Below are 17233 nucleotides of genomic sequence, written 5' to 3'. Positions count from 1 at the left end.
GAAGTCCTTGTCGGTACGCCGGGCGGCAGCGAGGCGGGCCGCCTGGAATTCCAGGCCTCCTCGAACCTCGTAGACCTCCAGCACCGCCGCCTTGCGCACCAGCGATTCCCACCCCTCGGTGGACAGCGTGCGCACGAATGTGCCCGTGCCCTGCCGGGCTTCGAGCAGGCCGATGTGTACCAACGCGCGTATCGCCTCGCGCACGGTGGACCTTCCGACCCCCAGCATCTCGGCCAGTTCGGTTTCCGCCGGGATCCGGCTACCCACCGGCCAGGTGCCGCTGGTGATCTGGTCGTGAAGCTGGCTGGTGGTGAGTTCCACCAGCGACTCCCGCCGAAGCGGCGACAATCCCATTCAAACTCCTCAGACGTCTGAGGAGTGAGCCTATGCACTGCACCAGCACCTCGGCAACCTCGAAGTTCAGCAGGCGAGCGTGACCGCGACCAACTCGCGCCAGCTCGCCTGCGCCCCCTCCTGCGTCGCCTCGGTGAACCGCGGGTCACCGAGGCGACGCCGCACGACCTGTTCGATCCGGGCCACGTCCGGTTGGGAACGATCCGGCAGGCCGCGCACGCCGGTGCTCGCCGCGAGCAGCCGCGCGGCCTGCTCGTACTGTTCGTCACGCAGCGCCAGATCCGCGATCCCGACGAGCACCTGGGCGATCAGGGGCGCATGCCCCGCCTCGGACGCCGCCCGGAAGGCCGCGACGCGGTGTTCGCGGGCCTCGGCGAGATCCTCGGCAAGGTAGCCGAGCAGGTCTTGTAGCACCGCGCGGACGTTTGCCCGCTCGGCGTCATCGCCCAGCATCGCTGTCGCGACGCCGAGTTGCCGGTGTGCCTGCTCGGCGTCGCCGCTCCAGCGCGCGAGCTCTGCCTTCGACAGGGCCAGCTCGGCCAGCGCATTCGGCCAGGCGACTTGTTCCGCGCAGCGCCGCGCCTCGGCCATGGCAGCCGCGCTCGACTCCGCATCGCCCAACAGCCAGTGCAACTGGGCCTGCCGCGCCCGCATCCGCACGACATCCTCGATGGCACCGACCGCGGTGACGACCGCGATCGCCTGTTCGTAGTGCTCGCACGCACCGGCGAACTCGCCGCGCATGGCGATTCGGTCCGCGAGCTCGGTCAGGGCGAACGAAATCCCGAACCGCTCGCCGAGTGCCCGGAATTCGGCGAGCGACATCTCGAGGTAGGCGTCCGCATCCCGCCCGCCCTGGCCGAGCATGATCCGCATCTTGCCGAGGTGCAGCCGGGCCAGTGCGCCTACCCAGGGGTCATCGTTGTCCAGCAATGGTTCCCACGCGGGCAGGAACGCATCCGGCGCCTGCAACATGCGTTCCAGCGGGACGACCAACTCCAGCGCTGGGTGATGGTGCTGACCGCGCCGGCTGAACCGGTATGCCTGGTGGATCCACTCCGCCGCCGCGTGTTCGTCGCCCGGCCCGGAGTTCACGAACATCGAGACGAGGGCGTACACGACGGCCCGGATGTCATCGGTCACCTCGCCCGGAGTTTCCGTGGCCGCGGTGATCAGCTCCATGCCTTCGGACTTGTGCCCGCTGAGCCACCAGTACCAGCCGGCGGCCGCCGCGAGCCGCATCGCCGCGTGCGCCTCGCCGGCCGCAAGCGCACCACGCATCGCGGCGCCGATGTTGTCGTGCTCGACACCGAGCGTGGCGAGCCATTCCAATTGCTCGGCGCGGCGAAGACGCGGCTCCGCGGTTTCGGCGAGTTCGGTGAAGTAGGCAAGATGCGCATGGCGCGCCAGGTCCGATTCCCCTGCCTCCGCGAGCCGGTGGGCGGCGTATTCCTTGATCGTGCCGAGCATCCGGTAGCGCGGTGCGCTGTCGCCCTCGGCGAGCAGCAGTGATTTCTCGGTCAGCGCGGTCAGCAACTCGAGCACCTGCCCCGCATTGACCGCGTCGCCGACGCAGACCCGCTCGGCCGCTTCCAGGCTCGTTCCGCCCGAGAACACCGAGAGCCTGCGCAGGACCATCCGTTCGGCGTCGGTCAGCAGCTCCCAGCTCCAGTCGACCACCGCGCGCAGCGTTCTGTGCCGCGGCAGCGCGGTACGGCTACCGCTGGTCAGCAGGCGGAACCGGTCGTCGAGCCGGTGGGCGAGCTGATCGAGGGACATGGTGCGCAACCTGGCCGCGGCCAGTTCGATCGCCAGCGGCATCCCGTCCAGTGCCCGGCAGACGCGCACCATCGTCGACAACGTGTGGGCGTCGACCGCGAGATCCTTGCGCACCGCGCTCGCCCGGTCTCGCAGCAACTGGACGGCTGGAGAGCACTCGATCTCGCCGGGGCCGGCGTCCCCCTCCGGCAAGGCCAGTGGCTCGACCGGCCACAGCGCCTCACCGGTGATGCCGAGCGGTTCCCTGCTCGTCGCCAGGATCCGCAGCCGCGGGCACTCCCCGAGCGCTCGATGGGCGAACGCCGCCGCCGACTCGATCACGTGCTCACAGTTGTCCAGGATCAGCAGCGCCTCACGCTCGCGGATCGCGGCGATGAGCCGGTCCGTCGGCTCCACGTTCGGTGCCTCGCCGAGCAGAGCGTCCCGGAGGCCGAGCCCGGCGAGTGTCGCCTGCGCGACGTTCTTCCCGCCCCCCTGCCCTTCGGGCCCGCCCCCCTTGTCACCGTCCGCGCCGATGGAGGCGAGCTCCACCAGCCAGGCCCCGTCCGGCAGGTCGCCGAGCAGTGTGCGCGCGGTTTCCGTGGCCAGCCTGGTCTTCCCCGAGCCGCCCGGCCCGATCAGGGTGGCGAGCCGATGTTCGGCGATGAGTTCGCCGACCGCGGCGACATCGGCGTCCTTGCCGACGAAGCTGGTCAGCTCGGCACGCAGGTTGGTCTTCCGGTTTTCCTCCCGCCGTCCCAACTCGCCCCGCAGCAGCGCGACGTGCAATGCGGTCAGCTCCGGTGAGGGGTCGACGCCCAGCGCGTCGGCCAGGGCTTCTCTCGTGCGCTGGTACACGAGCAGCGCCTCGGTGTCGCGACCGGTCGCGACGAGGGCACGCATCAGCGCGGCGACAAGCCGTTCTCGCACCGGGTGCGCGGCCACCAAGTCGGTCAGTTCCGTGACCAGCTCCGCACCGTGGCCGAGGCTGATCTCCGCATCGAACCGGTCCTCCATGGCGGTCAGGCGTAGCCCCTCGAGCCCGGTGACCGCCGCGTCAAACGCCGCGCTGTCCGGCAAACCGACGTCCTGCATGGCCGCACCGCGCCACAGCGCGAGTGCCTCGCGCAGCCGCCGTACCCGCCGTGGATCCTCGTCATCGCTGGCCTGGCCGACGAGGCGTTCGAACCGAACGGCGTCGACAGCGTCGGGTTCCACCGTCAGCCGGTAGCCGTTCGTCCGCCCCTCGACCAACCCGTCCCCAAGCGCCTTCCGCAGCCGGGAAACCAAGCGCTGCAAGGCGTTCGCCGCGTCGGAGGGCGGGCGCTCCCCCCAAATCCAGTCGACGAGCCTTGCCTTCGGGACTACGTGACCCGGTTCGAGCGCGAGGGCGATCAACAGCCCGCGCAACCGGGCACCCGGTACGTCGGCGAAGATGCCGCCGTCCGTGCGAACCTCGAATGGTCCAAGCATCCCGATCTGCACCTGGCTGATTCTGCCATGGGCGATCGGCAGGTCTCGGGGAGCGTCGTCGCAGGCCAAGTGGTGATCAGAGAGTGGAAGCAGGAGCACACCAACCACCGCGGGTACTCAGCCCTGGGCTACCGAGTGGATCACGGCACTCGGCGTTGGTCCAATTCGGCGAGCAGGCCGGTTGCCGCCGGGTGATCCGGAGCCCAGTTGAGCGTCGCCCGCAGGACGCGCCTCGCCTCGGTTCTGTTGCCGGAGCGGAGCAGGTCCCTGCCCTGAAGGTAGTTCCGTTCGGCCAGCAGGTTGCGGATACGCGCATTGGTGGGGTCGTGGTGCAAGGCGCATCGCAACCAGTGTTCGTCCGTCTCGAAACTCGTCATGGCCGGGTTGGCCATGGCGGCGGCACAGTGCAGATCGAGCATTTCCTCGAACAGGTCGACGTCGTGCGGGTCCTTCCGCCATGCCATGTGCGCGACGGCGATCGCGTTTCGGTGGTCTCCATCCTGGAAGCATTTTCGTGCGGTGGCGATCAGTTCGGTCGCACTTGCCGCGCCGCCCGGTTCCTGCGCGGCAGCGTCAAGTTCGTCCAGCATGCCCTGGGCCTCGGCGATCAGTTCGCGCAGTTCGTCTCTCGCGGCGTCCAGCCTACCGGCGCTGATCAGCTGTCGCGCACTGTCGAAAATGGACCTTCGAGTCCGTTCGACGTCCGCGAGATGTCCAGGGGCGGTCAGCACGGTCGCGGCCAGCGGGGAGACTTGGGGCACCTGGTCGGTCTTCCGGGGCTCGGTTGCCGGCAACGGCTCGTCGTACGCCGGAGTCGGGCGGCGGCCAAGCTGGTGCGCGTGCCGCAGTGCGCCGCGTGCGATGTGGTCGTCGTCGGTGCCGGCCGCCGGCCGGCCGAGCCCGCCGACGACTTCACGGAGCGCCGGCATGCCTGTGCTGCCGCCGACGAGCGTCACGAGATCGACCGCGTCCATGCCCAGCTCCGCCCGAGCGAGCAACGTGGTTATCCGGTCGAGCGTGCCGGTGACCGTGGCTTGAGCCTGCCGGTGGAACGAGGATTGGTCGAACTGAACATGCAGTTCGCCCCCAGGAGCCGGCACGGCACGGGGGAACAACACCGACTCTCCGGCGGCGAGCCGCAACTTGACCTGCTCCGCGAGCCGCTGTAGTTGCGGCCAGCCGGCACCGGTGTGGTACGTCTCGTCGGGTACGACGCCGTGCCGCCTGAGCGCGGTCAGCCAACTGCCCAGGACGAGTGCGTCGAGGGTGGCACCACCTGTGGCGGCCCCCTCGTACCCGAGCACGCGGTAGGTGCCGCGCACGGCCCGGACCAAGCCGAGTTCGCAACCGCCGTAGCCCATGCCGTACACGAGATAGGTGCCGGTGTGCACGCCGGCGGTTTGCTGGATGACCGCGGCGACGGAGTCGGTTATCAGGCTGACGTCGGCAAAGCCGGCGTCAGCGGCGACGGCCAGCAACGCGCTTCGCTGAGTGGTGAAGAACTGAGCGGGCACGCTGATCACGGTATGGCCGATGCTCGTGCCAGGTTCACGGAGGATCTCGGTGCGCACCACGTTCAGCGCCCTGGCCACCACGTCCGCCGGGACGACGCTTGCCCCCCTTGACTCGACACGGGCGGCGATACCAAGCCTGCTCTTCAGACTGGGAAAGGACACCGGAATGGCGCCCCCGGCAGCTCGCTCACAGAGCAACCAAGGCCAGTCGGCGCCCGCTAGGGTGACGATTGTCGCCGCATCGCCATACGCCGAATACGCGGCCCGTAAACTGGTGCTGCCCAGGTCGATCCCGACGTGGATGACTGCCACACCCCGCTCCTGACTGTGTTTTACCAGCGCGCGGTCACCTCGGGCGGAAACATCGACTTCCGCCTGAGGTGACCTAGGACTCGAGCAGCTTGAGCAGCCCGGCGTAATCCTCCGCGTCGTGGATCTCGACGACCTCCTGCCGGTTCAGGCTGTTGGCCACCAGCACCTTGAGCACCCGTGCCTGCTCGTGCACCACGCCCCGCTTGCCGTCGCGGAAGGCATCCCGGACGCTCCGGACCGTCTGGTTGATCTGCTGTGCGTCGGCCATACTCGTCGCCCGATCGGCGGCGCGTTCGGCGAGATACAACGCGGACGCGAGTCCGGAATTGAAGAGGTCCGACTCCAGTATCGCGAGCATCCGCCGGCACTCCTCCGGTTCGGCGAAAATCAGCACCTGCGCGGCGCGGTCGAAGTCGCCGCGGATCTTCATCGCCTGCGGGGGGTCAAGATATTCCCCATAGTTCCGCAGGAAATTCGCGATCGCCTGTTGGGCGAGGGTCAGGTCAGTGCGGTAGGTCGTGTCCTCGTTCTCGGCAGGCGAAGTGTCCGGACTTGTTTTCGTGCGTGGGGCGTCGATACGCAGCTTCTTACGGTACTCAAGACCGGTGCCCGGGACCGTGATCGTGACATGCAGTTCGCGGTTACGGTCGAACATGAAGGCCACGTCCACCCGGGAATGAACGTCGATCTCCTCCGGCAGTTCGTACTCGATCACCCCCTGTTCCCGGTTCTGGCTGGCGAGCGGATGGTCGCCCTCGTAGACCGGTACCCGGATGAGCCGGCCGTCGGTCACCCCGAAGCCCCCGTGCCGCATCGGTTCGCTCATCGGGTAGGGCGTGCCTCGGGGAATGATCGGCACGAAGGCGTCGGAGTGCGATCCTTTCACCGCGTTGACGCCGAGTGCCATGCCGGTGACATCGTGGACGTTCGTGTCGCCCGCGGACCTGGCATTGATCAAGGATTGCCGGCACTCGGCGCACTTGTCCGCCGACTCGTCGTTCACCTTCTTACAGTTCTGGCATTCCACCCCGTGCAGTGTGTTCGCCAGAACCCCGGCGCCGATCGCGACGCACTCCATCGGGTCGATGTGCCGGCGAACCTTTCCCTTGCCAAAAAGCTCCTCGACGGTCTCGTACACCTTTGGCGTCAGCGTCGCGCCGCCGACGAGCAGCACGTCGGAGATGTCGGTTGTGGTCACTGTCTGGTCATCGAGGACGGCCTTCACCAGGCTGATGGTCTTCTCGACGAGCGGCTCGATGAGTTCGTTGAACTCGTTCCTGGTCAAGGTCATCGTGACATCGATGAGGTCGCCCGCCACCTTGTATGCGTACGGTATGACTATATCTGCCGAGTTGTTGGCGCTGAGGAACCGCTTGGCCTCTTCCGCGGCCTTTTTGGCGCGAAACATGAACTCGGCGTCGCCGGACGGATCGACGTCGGCGCGGCGCTTCACCCAGTCGACGATCCGGTCGACGATGAGGGCGTCGAAATCGTCACCGCCGAGCCAGTTGTCGCCGTTGAACACCATGACCTGGAAGTGCAAGTGACCCCGTTTGTCCCTGGTGACGTTGAGGACGGAGATATCGAACGTGCCGCCGCCGAGGTCATAGACGAGTACCCGCCGCCGGTCCCGATCACCGAGCTCGAGGCCGAACGCTATGGCGGCCGCGGTCGGCTCGTCGATGATCCGCTTGACCACCAGCCCCGCCTGCTCACCGGCCTCCCGGGTGGCCGCGCGCTGTGCCTCCTCGAAATAGGCGGGCACGGTGATCACCGCGTGGGTGACGTCCGTGTTGAGCGTCTCCGACGCGCCCTTCTTCAACCGTTCAAGAATGAACGTGGACACCTCGGCCGGGCTGTAGACCGCACCGCGGATGACGACGTGCGCACGCGGATCGTCGTTGGGGCCTGGCACGATCCGGTAGCTGCGCCTGGACCGCGCCTCCTCGACCGCCGGGTCGGCGAAATCTCGGCCCATCAGTCGCTTCACCGAAAGGATCGTGTTCTCCGGGTCGACATTCGCCCAGTTCACCGCGTTCTGGCCGACTTGGAGTTCTTCCGCGCCGTCCTGCTGCTTGATGCTCACCACGGATGGTGTCGACCGGGCGCCGTCGATGGTCACCACCCGCGCGCGTGCGCGCTCCGGGTCGTATGTCGCCACCACCGAATTCGTGGTGCCGAGGTCGATGCCGATGGCGGTCACGACTGGGTCCCCTTTCCCGATGAGATGATGACCGATGCCGGGCGGAGCAGATTCCCACGGTAGCGAATGCCACGTTCGATGACCTTCACCACCGTGTTGGCCGGCATGTCCGTCGTTTCGTTCGTTTCGACTACGTGGTGCGTTTCCGGCGCGGCGAGCTCGCCACGCCTGCCGATCAGCTCGACGGCGCTGTGCGCGGACAGCACGGTTTCCAGTTGGGCCGCGGTCTTGCGCAGGACGGTGTGGTCGGCGGTGTCGACGCCGTCGTCAAGCGGTCGGCCCAGCGTGTCGAGAAGGTCGGTGATCCCCTCGACCAGTGCTTCGGTATCCAGATCGAGCCGGATCAGTTCATGGAGCAGGAGCCGTTCGGGGCCGGCCGCGGGTGTTTCCATCGACATTTTCCTCGGGATCAGCGGGGATCAGTGGGAATCAGCGATCGAACTGGATGAGGCTGTCGGTGAACGACGGGGTCGGGAACGCACACAGATCGGCCGGTGCCTTTGGCGGTTCCGGACGCCTGATGTGCAGGTCGGTGAGTTCGTCGGCGAGGCAGGCCATGACTTCGACCGGGATCGTGGTGAGCACCTCGGTTACCTCGGGCGGCTCGCCGGGGTTCGCCAGCTCCTGAGTGACGTGGTCCGCCATCCGGCCGATGTCGGCTTCCTGGTCGATGTCGTACAGCAGTAGGTCCACGAGCAGGCGCCTGGTCACGTCACGCAGCTGGTGCCATGCCTGCTGGGTGGTGGGATTCATCATGCCCTCGGCCATCAGCGTGAACGCGACGTCGTTGACCTCGGCCTGCGTGGATTGCGGCGTGATGCCGACGCCGGCGAGCACCCGGTAGGGGAACTGGCCCGGCCATGTGGTGAGTGGGTCCTCAATCACGTGCTGGTCCTCCTTCACGTAGTTCGGTCAGCAAGTCCTCCAGCGTGGCCAGCAGGTCGATGCGGTACCGCTCGTCCCGTGGGTCGGCACACACGGCCCTGACCAGGTGGTGCGCGCATCCGGCCAGGTCGCCGTCCGCCCGCCTCCGTTCGGCTTCTTCGGCGAGCGCTCGGGCCTTCGCCGCCCCGGTCAGGCCCGAGGGCAGGCCCACGGCGAACGACTGGATGAGGATGTGCAGGTCGGCTACGGACAGGTTGGCGAGCAGCACGCCCTCCACCGATTCGAGCGCCTTGTCCAGCGCCTTTTCCAGCCGGCCGGCCATTCCGGCCTGCTCAAGCCCGCCGTTGATGCCGTGCAGGGCCTCGATCAGCAGGGCGAGCCGGTCGGCGTAGGCGGGCATTTCGCCGGAATAATGAATCAACCCCTGGGCGAGGTTGTACCGCACCCACGTGGACTCGGGTTCGAGCATGAAAGCCCGGCGTAGTTCGCTGACCGCGCGTGCGAGATCGGTTGGCAGGCCGAAGTCGTAGCAGGCGGAGCCGTACCACACGCCGCGGTCGACCAACAGGTTCGCCAGTTTCGCGGTGAGTGCCTGCCTGATCGGGCCGCCGAACATCGGAACAGCCTTTTCCACCAGCTCGATCGCCTCATCGAGGCCGCTGATGTTCCCTTCGTCCGACTCGGCGAGCGCGTCCACCCTGCCGACGATCATCCGGAACGCCGCATCCCTGGCGCGGGCCCCGATCAGCGCGTTGGTCGCGACGTCGATCGCGCTGGTCAGTTCGGCCATGGCCGGGCCGAGTTGACGGCCGGTCAGCAGTTCGCGGGCGATCGACAAACGAGCGCGCACCGCAAGCCCGACCGCGTCTCGCAACAACCGGAACCGGCGGTCCGTCAAATACGTGTATGCCGGGTCGTTTTCCAGGAATTCCCGGCAGCGCTCGCAGCCGTCGACGACGCCGTGCCGTGCTGGTCCCGCGCAGTCGTGGGGTAGCTCGGATCGTCGCATTCGGTGGTATTCCGGTAACGCGCGCAGGGCCGATTCGAATCGGTGGTGGTCAAGCAACGACGATGCCGTCGACAGGGCGGAGAAAGCGCAGCGCAGCCGGCCCAGCAATCCCTGCCCGGTGTCGGTGTCGGCCAACGGCTGGTGTTTCTCGGCGATGAACTCGCCGAACTCCCTGGCAAGGCCGACCAGCCTGAGATATTCGGGACCGCAGCTGATCCGGCCTTCGCCGCCGCGCAGCGGCAGCCCGCCGGCCTCCTTCAGGCACTGTGCCGCGTCGAGTTCCGCTTCGAACGAGAACACCAGCTCCCGATACCGGTCCGCTTCTCGCCCTCGCCCCGCGTTGGCATGGCGTTCCGCATGATCAGTCAGCACGCCGATCAGGTACCGGCCGAGCTCGACACGCAACAGCCTGGTGTCGGCCGGGGTGACGGCATGGCCATAGCACGTCGCCCGGCCCTGCCGCCAGCCAGTCCAGAACTCGTCATTGGCGAGCAGCGTCGCCAGGCAGGCCAACGCGGTTCGCCACACCTGCGCGGTCTGCTCCCACGCGCCGGTTTCCTCGAGGTCCTGGGCATGCCAGAACGACGTCACACCAAGGCAATGCACGTCGTCCTGGTCATCCGGGCGGTCGGCAAGCCGTTGCCGCCACAGCGCCGTCGCCTTCACCCGGTCCCCGGCGAGCAGGATCAGCAGTGGGGCATCGGCGGGCAGCCGCGCACACAGCCAGGCCAGGGCGGACTGTTCGATCCCCGGGGCCAGCACGGCCAGCGCCTGACCGAGCGCCTCCGGCTCGCGCAGCCGGTACATCCGCGCGTCCACCAGTAACCGCTTCGCCGGTGTGCGCAACTGGTCCCAGGCCACCCGTTCCTGCCAGCTGATGGCGCCCCGCTCCATCAGTGTGAACGCGGCGTCGGTGACCACTTCGGTCGGCGAGGCCGGGGTGACCCCGGCCGGGCTCAGCGCGAGATAGGGAAAAGTGGGTTCGCGCAGTGCCACCGCGTCCGCGACCAGCGTTGCCTCGGCGATACCCTCCGCGAACGGCAGCTCGGCAAGCAGGAAGTCGAGCCGCTTTCGGCGGCGCTGGGCGTCCTGATCGATCGCGGCCGCCTGATCGTAGGCGGTTTTGGCCATCGACCAATGGCCGGCCGCGTCCAGTCGCCGACCCCTCGTGTAGACGGCGCGGCTTGCCGCGTCGGCGTATTCGCCGCAGGACTCGTACGCGGCATGCGCTCCTGCCCAGTCCGCGCGCTCTTCCGCCAAGCGGCCGTGCACGTAGGCGGCCATGGTCGCGGTGTCCAGATAGTCGCCGAGCGCGTCGGCCGCATCCCCGGCTACCGCCCACCGCTGCTCCGCGACCGCCGCGCGCAGTCTGGCATAGCGCAATCGCGTCGGCACATCCGCGAAATCGTTTGGCAGCGCGGCATAAAGGTCGGCCGCGCGCGCCCAGTCCAGCGCCAGTTCCGCGACGCGTGCCGTGGCGTAGTGGATCCGCTGCTGGACATCACGGTGGTCGCGTGGCAGCGTGACGTACTTCTCGAGCGCGGTGGACCAGTCATCTTCGCACTCGCACTGGCGGCCGGCCGCGTACCGTTGTGCCAGGTCGAGTTCTTCGGCACCGGTTACCGAGGCATAGCATTCCGCCGCCCGTGCCCAGTCGTCGGCTTCGGCCAGCCGGCCTCGTGCCTTCCAGCAGAGTACGCCGACCGACCCACCGCGGTATGAATCGTGCGTAGCGCCGAGCAGGTTGAGTACGGCACGCCAATCCGCACGTTCCTCGGCCAGCTTCGCCCTGGCGAACTGCCGCCGCCGACCGACTTCACCGCCCGCGAAACCGTCCGGCAGTTCTCCGAAACCGGCGATCACGCCGTGCCAGTCGCCCCGAACGTCCGCGAGCATGCCGTCCGCATAGCGCCTGCGCGCGCCGACGTCGAGCACCGTGTCCGGCAGGTCGGCGTAGCGCAGCAGCGCCGCATTCCAGGCGTCGGCGTCCTCGGCGGCCCGGCCGGCCGCGTAGCCGACCAAGTAGTCTTCGCCGACTCCGAGTTCCGTCGCGGCACGGAAGTGGTTTTCCGCCCCCGGCCAGTCGCCGAGGCCGGCGGCGACGTGGCCGTGCGCGTACGCCAGGCGGGCCGGTGCGTCGGCGAAGCCGTGGCACGCTGCATATCCGCTGGTGGCGTCCGCCCAGCGGGCCTCCGCTTCTGCCACCCTGGCGGTGAGGTAGCCGACCCAGGTGGCGGTGTCCCGGTAGCGCTCGCGGGCCGCGAGTATCGCGGAGCCTTCGGCAAGCGCGGCCTCCCACCTGCCCGCCTTCTGGTATGTGTGCAGGCAGGTGTAGTGCTCGGCCAGTGCGACTTCCTGGCGTGCGTTGGCCAGGTCCGCCGTGACGTCGCGGGCTCCAGGCGGCTGGTCACGTTCGATTCGCTCGTAGCGGTCCACCGCGGTCCGCCAGTCGTCCGCCGCCGCTGCCTTCCGTGCCTGGCCGAGCTGGCCGTTGACCGCCCGTGCCGCGGTGATCTCAGTGGTCAGCAGGCGGAGGACGGTGGCGGGCAGCTGATCGCGAACTTCGTCGAGGTGTTCTCGAGCCAGGACATGGTCGGCATCGGCCAGCCCGGTGCAGACGTCTTCGACGGACTTCCAGGCCAGCTCCAACCGGGCTTCCGTGATCAACTGTGTCCGTCCGGCGGCGGGTAGGGCCTTCGCGATGGACTCCACCTGGCGCCAGTCGCGGCGGAGCCGGAGGAATCGCGCGGCGGCGAAGGCGGTGGCCGGCTTGATGTTGCCGACGGCCCTCAGCTGGTCGTGCGCCTCTTCGCCGGCCCACAAGGGGTCGGTCCACTCGTCGTCCTCACGCACTTCCCGAGCCTTGAACAGCCAGCCGTGGCCGCATGCCTCGTGCAGGAACAGCATGGGGGTCGCCCATTCGATCGCCGTGTGCCCCGCCATGTTGGCGATGTGGTGCCGGGCCGATGTCATCGCCTCGTCCACCGGGCTGTTCGCGCAGATACCGGCGAGCAGCTTCGGTCCGAAGACGCCGGCCACGCGGTCGGTCACCAACCCGGGCATGGCGACAACGGCCGGAATGCCCCGGCCGACCATTGCCTGGGCGAGCCCGGCGAACGGTTCTCGTGCGGAGTTCCACGCGCTGAAACACAGGTTCAGTACGACAAGGCGCAGGCGCTGCGCGCCCACGAGCATCCCGCTGAGCAGATGTCCCGGTACCGGATCGGCGGTGCCGTCCTTTGCTTCCAGGAGGATGACGCCATCGCCGCTGTCCTTCGTGTAGCTGCCGTGCGCGATCAGCAGCACCGCGGCCGGCCGGTCGGCATGGGCACTCAACCACTTCTTGATGTTCCCGCGCCCGGCGTTGCGGAGGATGTCGATGTGCACGACGAAATCGGGCAGCTCGCGTAGCTCTGCCAGTTCTGCCTCGGCGTCGATGCGCGGCAGGTGCTGGTCGGTGGGGGTGGCGATGGCGACGAGCAGGCGCAGGACCTCCGGTGGGTCGTCGCCGGTGGGCAGGCGGCGATCGGAGAGGCCACCGGACAGCGACCTGGCGATCGACAGGTTGCCGTCGAGTGCGAATGTTTGTTCCGGATGCTCCGACGGCGAGCACAACGCCTCCACCGGCAGTGTGTGCAGGGCGGCCGGCAGATCGAAGCGCAGCCGCAGTCCGCGACCTTGCCGGTCGGCTTCTTCCCGCGCCCGCCGGACACACGCGGTGAGCTCGTCGTCGAACAGCAGGTCGTACACCGACCGGCCGAGCCGGCGCAGACCGGCCGAGGTATCCGTGGAGCCGGTCGGTGCGTTGCCGGTCTCGATTTCCATGAGCCGGTTGAACTCATCCCGGAGCGCGGTCGCGTCGGCGCCGATCCTGGCCGCGCGGACGCACTGCGTCACACCGTTGGCCAGTATGAGGTACCGTTCCGCGCCGATCTGGCGAACGCGGATACGCAGTTCCTCGAAATCCCGCACGGTCGTCACGACTCCGTATCCGGTGGCTGGTCGTCATAATCGTCGAGCAGGCGCTCCAGTTCCTCCCTTGCCTGCCGGAGTTCTTGGCGGAAATTTTCGGTGTCATGCATCCTGACACCGGTTTCCAGCTGGTTGACGCATTCACTCATCAAACGAATACTTTCCGCGAGGTGGAGGTTGCGGAAGGCGTGGTGGGACATTTCCCGGAGCAGCACGCCGAGGTTGAACCGCGGGCGAGGCCGATCCGGGCGCAACGACACCGCCCTGAGCAGATCGGCGTGTGCCTGTCCGGCCTTCGCGGTGTCTTCGTTGAACATGCCGACGCCCCTGCCGTTGAGCAGCAAGCTGAGTTCGGTGGCCACCCGGTCGTGTTCCGTCGTGTCCTTGGTCGGGACAGCGGTCAGCACCGCGTCGAGCACGGCGATCGCACCAGTCAGGTCGTCGCGTTTGGACAGTACGCGCGCCCGGCCGAGCGCGTCGTCGGCTATCTCGCGGAGGACGGCGTTGCGCTGGTTGAACCGCTTGGCCAGGGTGAGGGCCCCACGCCAGCATGTTCTGGCGTCGGCGAGGTCCATTGTGGCCTTCGTGATATCGTCGCGCGCGATGCCGAGCAAGGTCTGCGCCGCCAGCGCCGCGCTCGCCTTGGCGAGTTCGTCATGTTTGTCGGTGAAGGTGCAGAACGCGGGATTGCGCCTGTCGAATTCCGGGCACTCGGGTTCGCACAGGAGTGGTTCCGAGATCATCGCCGGATGGGTTCGGCCGCCGGTCCGTGCGCAGGATGCGCAGCGCAGGTCCAACGCGGCCGTCGCGGCCGCCCTCGGCCGGCCGGCGGCGAGTCGCGCCACGGCCAGGCCGATTTCGGAGAACTGCCGGAACAGGTGCACTGTGTCGTCATCGGTCGCGGGCAGGCTGCGGAGAAACTCGCTGAGCCGTTGATGCAGGCCGAGTTCCGCGATGCGCAGTGGCCCGCAGACCAGTGGCGGGCCGGCCGGGTCGGCGTCGGGGAGCCCGCCGAGTCGCGCGAGCAGTGCCGCTGCGGCGCGTTCCCGGCGCAGCAGCAGCGCGAGGTCATCGGATGGGAGCCGCTGTTCGATGAACTCGTCCAGTGCCGTCCGCGCGGCGCGGATGGTGTCTTCGGATACCGGGCAGCCGTACCGCCGCTGTGCTTGCTTTCGCCACCGCAGCCAGAAAGCCTCGTCGTACAGCACCGACACCCAGGCGCCGATACAGCCGCGCCAGCTGAGAAGGTCCGGTGACCGACCCTCCGCCGCGCTGAGCGTGTGCAGGTGCAGCACCGCCTGAGCATGGCTGATCCGGTGGTCGGCCGGTGCCCGCGCGGCGGCACGTGCCAAGTAAGCCGTCGCGTCGGCTCGCCTGCTGCTCAGCCCGCAGGCCACCGCCCTGAGCAGCACCAGATCACCGGCCAGACCGTCGACCTGATCAGGCAGCGCGGCGGCCGCCGCCGGCCAGTCACCACGGCGCGCGGCGGCGATGCCATCGGCGCGGCGTAGGAGCATGCCTTCCCGGCCGGCTCGGCTGTCAGGGGCGCCAGGTCCTTCCGCCTGCCCGGTGTTCACGAGGGCCTGCCATGGGTTGTCCGGCAACGCGTCAAGCGCGTCGTATCGGCTGGTTCGATACCTGCCTTCGGCGAGCACCGCCGGCCAGCCCTCGTCGTCGAACGCATCGAGCGTGTCCATGGCGGCGGACCAGTCGCCGCTTCGAATGTGTAGCGCTGCCAGGACGCGGCCGGCCGCCCGCCGGATCGGGCCCGGTGTCTCCGGGTCGGTGCACAGACCGCGCAACTCGGTGTCGGCAGGCTGGGCTTTGCGTACCGCGCTGATGGCGAGTCCAAAGCGGACGACGGGGTCAGCTGGTGCCATGAGCCGTGCCTGTTGCCAGAGTTGCTCCGCTACCGCATGCCGCCCGTCGCGGAATTCGAGCACGGCGAGATAGCGCAGGCCGCGCGGACCGCCGGCGCGCAGCCGGGTCCTGGCCAGTTGCCAGTCGCCCCGCGCGATCGCCGGCCCCGCGCCGTGCAAGTGTGTTTCCTCGATAACGGTAGCCAGGTCGCCGCGTGCGGAGTTGGCGTCGTGCAGGTCGTCGATCGCGCCGGAGAAGTCGTCGTCGGCAAGCCGTTCCACCGCCCGTGCGTACTGTGCCGTCGCGACCAGCATGTGGAGCGCATCGTGGTGCGGATGGGAGTCGCGAAGCCACCGCCAGACGGCAATGCTCCTGGCATGGTCGTTGCGCTGAAAACAGGCCAGGCCGTGGTGCAGCAGCACGGCGTCGTCGCGGCAGCCGGCTGCGATGGCGCGTTCGAATTCGGCCACCGCGGCATCGATCCTGCCCTGGCGGTACCGCGTCATGCCAAGGATCGCCGCGGCGGCAGCGCTGTGGGAAATATCGGTCGCGATGGCCGCCGCCCGCTCGGCGTCCCCGTGCCGCACCAGCAGCGCGGCGGTCAGCAGCCGGGCGTTGTCGTCGGTGACCTGGTGGCCGGCCGCGGCGAGCAGATCGGGCAGGGCCAGATCCGCCAGCCGCTGCCGCAGCCGGACGTAGGCGCGTTGCAGGTATGCCCTGCCGTGCTGGCTGTCCCGGGCGAGCGCGGCGCTCAGCAGCCACTCCGCACGCGGGTGGTTGGCCTGGTGCGCGGCGGTGCACCCGGCCCAGTAGAAGCCGTCCGGGCTGGTCGGTCGCAGTCGCTGCACCCGGTCGAACCGCAGGTCCGCGGCCCGGATGTCGTTGACGGCGAGGTAGACGCGGCCGAGCCCGGTGTGTGCGGCCGCGGCGAGGTCGCTGGTCGCCTGATCGGCGCCGTCCAGATCGCCGAGGTGATCGAGGGCGGTGGTGAAGGCGCGGTCGGCGGCCGGCAGGTCATGGTCGGCCAAGGCCCGTTCGCCATCGGCGTTGGCCGATCGAACCAGGTCGGAGACAGCGTCGTGGCTCACCGCTTCGCTCATGAATCCGGCTCAGCCCCGGCTTCGTCGAGTTCGGACCGCCACTTCTTCTGGTGCTGGTCATAGTGCAGTGGACCGGTCCGGTACGCGCGGAGATCGAGGCCGATCAGTTGCCGGATCGCCTCGGCCGGCAAACCGGGCTCCAGGATGATCTCCAGTCCGGTCGCCGTGTCGTGCAGTACCAGCGGTACCTGGTTGCCGCCGTCCTTGGCCGTTTTTCTGGACGATCGAGTCAACCGCTTGGCTTTGGCGTACAAGTCCTTGACCGCTTCGGCGCCAATGCCGGAAAGAAAAGCCTGCAGCGGCAGCGAGGCGAGCATCAGCCAGGTGAGCTCGTTCGGACCACGGTGGGGCAGTCGCCTGCGCGTGCTGGTGACGAAGCCGAGCTGCCGGAACGTAGCCTCGAGATCCGTGGCCGGCTCCACGCTGACGTCATGATCGAACAACAACTCCACGCGCGGTGACGGATGTCCCATCGCGACGATCCCCTCCCTGCGGATCCGTGGTCACCTATTCAGGCCGTGCTCTCCCGCGCGGCGGCTTCGTGCCCGACCAAACGCTCCGCCGGCGTCTGGCGGCCATTCTGCAACCTAACCACGGGTGTGCCTTCGCCGGCCTGTAAGCTTAGCCATGGCGCCGCTGGTATGTTGCCAATACCGCAAAGCGATCGCCAGGGAAACGTTTCTTCTTGGATTCCCGGGGGGTGGCAGCTTGTACGCGAACCGACGTTCGCTACTACATTCCGGTGGTGACCGTTGACAAGCACGACCGAGGACTCGACCGAGGACTCGACCGA

General features: G+C 68.4%; 9 protein-coding genes. All 9 read right to left on the bottom strand.

What is annotated here, in order from left to right; genetic code table 11:
- The coding region (locus tag VJT49_RS32965) for a FadR/GntR family transcriptional regulator (RefSeq protein WP_324168889.1) at positions 1-354 on the bottom strand (354 nt) is incomplete at its 3' end.
- Positions 355-420: 66 nt separating this feature from the next.
- On the bottom strand, positions 421-3597 hold the full coding sequence (locus VJT49_RS32960) for a BTAD domain-containing putative transcriptional regulator (RefSeq protein ID WP_324168888.1): 3177 nt from the start codon (positions 3595-3597) through the stop codon (positions 421-423).
- Positions 3598-3725: 128 nt separating this feature from the next.
- Complete coding sequence (locus tag VJT49_RS32955) at positions 3726-5411, bottom strand: Hsp70 family protein (RefSeq protein ID WP_324168887.1); 1686 nt, start codon at positions 5409-5411, stop codon at positions 3726-3728.
- Positions 5412-5484: 73 nt separating this feature from the next.
- The gene (locus VJT49_RS32950; protein ID WP_324168886.1) at positions 5485-7614 is read right to left on the bottom strand and encodes an Hsp70 family protein; all 2130 of its coding nucleotides are present in this window, start codon (positions 7612-7614) and stop codon (positions 5485-5487) included.
- A complete protein-coding gene (locus VJT49_RS32945; protein ID WP_324168885.1) occupies positions 7611-8006 on the bottom strand; it encodes a nucleotide exchange factor GrpE in 396 nt (131 codons plus the stop codon). Before VJT49_RS32945 ends, VJT49_RS32950 begins: the two co-directional genes overlap by 4 nt.
- Before the next feature lie 37 nt (positions 8007-8043).
- Positions 8044-8499: a hypothetical protein gene (locus VJT49_RS32940; RefSeq protein WP_324168884.1), complete on the bottom strand. Its 456-nt coding sequence runs from the start codon at positions 8497-8499 to the stop codon at positions 8044-8046.
- Positions 8492-13489, bottom strand: a complete 4998-nt coding sequence (locus tag VJT49_RS32935) for a CHAT domain-containing protein (protein WP_324168883.1) — start codon at positions 13487-13489, stop codon at positions 8492-8494. The genes VJT49_RS32940 and VJT49_RS32935 overlap by 8 nt, the downstream gene beginning before the upstream one ends.
- Positions 13486-16440: a hypothetical protein gene (locus VJT49_RS32930; protein WP_324168882.1), complete on the bottom strand. Its 2955-nt coding sequence runs from the start codon at positions 16438-16440 to the stop codon at positions 13486-13488. The genes VJT49_RS32935 and VJT49_RS32930 overlap by 4 nt, the downstream gene beginning before the upstream one ends.
- A complete protein-coding gene (locus VJT49_RS32925) occupies positions 16437-16913 on the bottom strand; it encodes a hypothetical protein (RefSeq protein ID WP_324168881.1) in 477 nt (158 codons plus the stop codon). The genes VJT49_RS32930 and VJT49_RS32925 overlap by 4 nt, the downstream gene beginning before the upstream one ends.
- Positions 16914-17233: the final 320 nt, after the last annotated feature.

This window comes from Amycolatopsis sp., assembly GCF_035276945.1.
In the GTDB taxonomy this organism is placed as follows: domain Bacteria; phylum Actinomycetota; class Actinomycetes; order Mycobacteriales; family Pseudonocardiaceae; genus Amycolatopsis_E.
Note: the sequence above shows the minus strand (reverse complement) of the source record. Positions and strands in the feature narration are given on the sequence as shown.